Source organism: Candidatus Latescibacterota bacterium (assembly GCA_019038625.1).
Classification (GTDB): Bacteria; Krumholzibacteriota; Krumholzibacteriia; order Krumholzibacteriales; family Krumholzibacteriaceae; genus JAGLYV01.
Genome location: JAHOYU010000266.1, coordinates 1 through 3,066, shown reverse-complemented (window position 1 = coordinate 3,066; position 3,066 = coordinate 1). Strand labels below are relative to the sequence as shown.

General features: G+C 53.7%; 2 protein-coding genes. Both read right to left on the bottom strand.

Annotation, left to right across the window (positions count from 1 at the left end):
- Nucleotides 1-1,919: (2Fe-2S)-binding protein (locus KOO63_16720; GenBank protein MBU8923460.1), on the bottom strand; the 1,919-nt coding region annotated here is incomplete at its 3' end.
- Nucleotides 1,920-3,066, bottom strand: a 1,147-nt coding sequence (locus tag KOO63_16715) for a 4Fe-4S binding protein (GenBank protein ID MBU8923459.1), incomplete at its 5' end; no start/stop codon positions are given. It abuts the gene before it with no gap.

The window sequence follows — 3,066 nt, the reverse complement described above, 5'->3', positions numbered from 1 at the left end:
CCGTTTCTCGTCCAGCCCCGTCTGTCATACGCCGCATCGACTACCTTGTTGTACTGGTCTTCCCTGTGCTTGCGTGTGATCTCCATCTTTTCCTCGGTTGTCTTACCTTCAGGATCGATACCAAGGATATCCTTCATCTGTTTGTCGTAGATCTTTTCGGCGCGTGACTCATACTCTTCCCCGGTCACAGGACCGACAGCCCTGTACGGGGGCATATCGTCCTTGCGCGTGCCGAATCCGAGCATCCGTGACATCACCCTTTGAAGGTTGTGTACGCGCGCGGACTGATCCAGCATCTTATTTTCGTCGAGTGGCTCACCGGTCATTCCCTCGAAGAACTTGAAGAAATCCTCGACATGCTCGGGAACCTTTGCCGCCTGCTGTGGAGGGAAGTTTTTGTTGGCTGTCGGGACTACGTCGTTCCAGAGCAACTTGCAGAGACCGTTGAGGCCAAACCATGTCCTCCAGAGCGGGTAGTAGTACAGCGCCTCAGCTTTGTCCTCGAAAGAGGGGATCTGATTGTTCACCATATCCATGAAGATCAACCAGGCTTCGTCGTGCTGGGGTCCCTTTACGGCCATCGTGTAGCCGGCCTGCTGCGCGAGTGATTCCTTACACACATATTCGGAATACTCAAGACCCTTGACTTCCATGCCGATGTCCTGCATGAATCCGGCGTCGGCGCCAAGTTCGCTGGCCCATTTCCCCTTGAGGTAACGGATTCCCATGCCGACATCCACTCCGAATCCTTCGCCGACTGCCATCTCGTGCAGACACTGCAGGACCTCGGCTGTGGCACCGAACTTGAGTTCCTTGCCTCCGGTCACTTCCTTGTCTATCAGCCCGTTTTCGAAACACTCCATGACGAATGCCATGCATGTACCGACCGATATGGTATCGACTCCGTATGTATCACAGTAGAAGTTGTACTCCATAAGGAAATCGCCGTCGAAACATCCCATGTTCGCAGCGGCCGCGGCCGTCTCGTATTCCGGTCCGTCGACAGTGACCTTCGATCCTTTGTAGGGCCCGGTTTTCAGTTCGAAGCCGTCGACCGTCTTGGCGCATGCCATCGAACATCCCTTCCAGCATCCATCGGGCATTCCCTGTGTCACGTACTTTTTCTTGAGCATCTTCGAGTCGATATTGGGTGTATCCACATGCTGGCCGAACTTGTAGTTGTGTACGGGTAACAGGTCGTAAGCGTCCATCACATCGACGATGTTTGCTGTGCCTACTTCGCGCATCCTGCACTGTGATTTGTCGAGTGTGGCCATCTCGGCATTGATCTTCATCCCGTAGTCGCGGATGAGCTTCGCGTCATGAGGACCGTTCATATCATCCACTATCTGAATCGCCCCGGTGGGGCAGACGTAGGCGCAGGAGGTACAGCCGATACAGTGAGGGTCGACCTCGCCGAAAGGCATCGTCATATGTCTCTTGATCCCGCGTCCGGCGAAATCAAGGATCTTCTCCATAATGAATTCCTCACAGGCGTGGACGCAATGTCCACAGAGGATGCAGGCCTTCTCATTCTCGTCGGTCAACTCTGATTTGAACCTGTCCTTGTCGGTGGCGCCGCAGATGGCTGCTATTTCCTGAATAACAGGTACTTTGGGCCAGCGGCCGAGGTACATCTCAGCGAGAGTCTTTCGGTGCTTTTTTACCCTTTCGGATGTTGTGTCGATACTGATCTCGGCCCGGATCGGGAAGTTGCAGGAGGTGACCAGTTTTTTCTTTCCATTCTGTTCGATCTCCACGACGCACAGCCTGCAGGTGCCCTGGGGTGTCAGATCCTTGTGATGACAGAGGGTAGGGACGGCCACACCGTTATCCCTGAGTACTCCAAGCAGGAAGCTGTCTTTTGTTACCTCGGTCTCCCTGCCATCGATTCTTATTATGATCTTTTTCGTCGCCATTTATATCACCTCCACTGCGTCGAAGTTGCAGGTCTCGAAGCAGATCCCACACTTGATGCATTTATCCGGCTCGATCACATGGAGTTGTTTAGACTCTCCTGTGATCACCTGCACCGGACAGGCCCTCGCACAGAGCGTGCAGCCGGTACACTTGTCGTTTATCCTGTAAGTGATCAGTGCCTTGCAGATCCCGGCACTGCATATCTTTTCTTTAATATGCTGTTCGTACTCTTCCCTGAAATATTTCAGAGTGGAGAGTACAGGGTTTGGAGCCGAGCCGCCGAGCTGACAGAGGCTCGTGTCACGGACGGTGTCACAGAGCTCCTCGAGTGTCTCGATATCACCTTCTTTCCCTTCACCAGCACATATTCGTGACAGTATGTTGTTCATCAGGTGTAGTCCCTCGCGGCAGGCCGTGCATTTGCCGCACGACTCGTCCATCAGGAAATCGATGAAATATCTTGCGACATCGACCATGCAGGTATTCTCGTTCATCACGATCATACCGCCCGAACCCATCATCGATCCCGCTTTGGTCAATGAGTCGAAGTCGACCGCCATGTCGAGCATCGATGCGGGAATGCATCCTCCTGAAGGTCCGCCGGTCTGTACCGCTTTGAACTTCTTTCCACCGGGGATGCCTCCTCCGATATCCTCGACGATCTCACGGAGGGTGAGTCCCATCGGGACCTCGACAAGTCCTGTGTTCGTTACGTCTCCGACGAGGGAGAATACTTTTGTACCTGAAGAGCCGCCCCACGGGTTTTCGGAAACATCTCCTGATCCTATAGAGGCAAACCAGTGAGAGCCCTTCTCGATGATCACGGGGATATTTGCCCAGGTCTCGACATTGTTCAAGACGGTCGGTTTGTCACGGAATCCGTATTCGACGTTGTGGACATACTTGGCTCTAGGTTCTCCAGCCTTTCCGGCCATCGACGCCATCAGCGCGCTAGATTCACCGCATACGAAAGCTCCCGCGCCCCTGTGAGTATGTATGTCGAAGGAAAACCCCTTGCCCATGACGTCATTTCCGAGGATGCCGTATTCGCGGCATTGCTCGATCGCTTTCCGGAGTCTGTCGAGAGCAAGCGGATATTCTTTTCTGATATAGATATATCCCTCTTTGGCGCCGGTAGCATAGGCG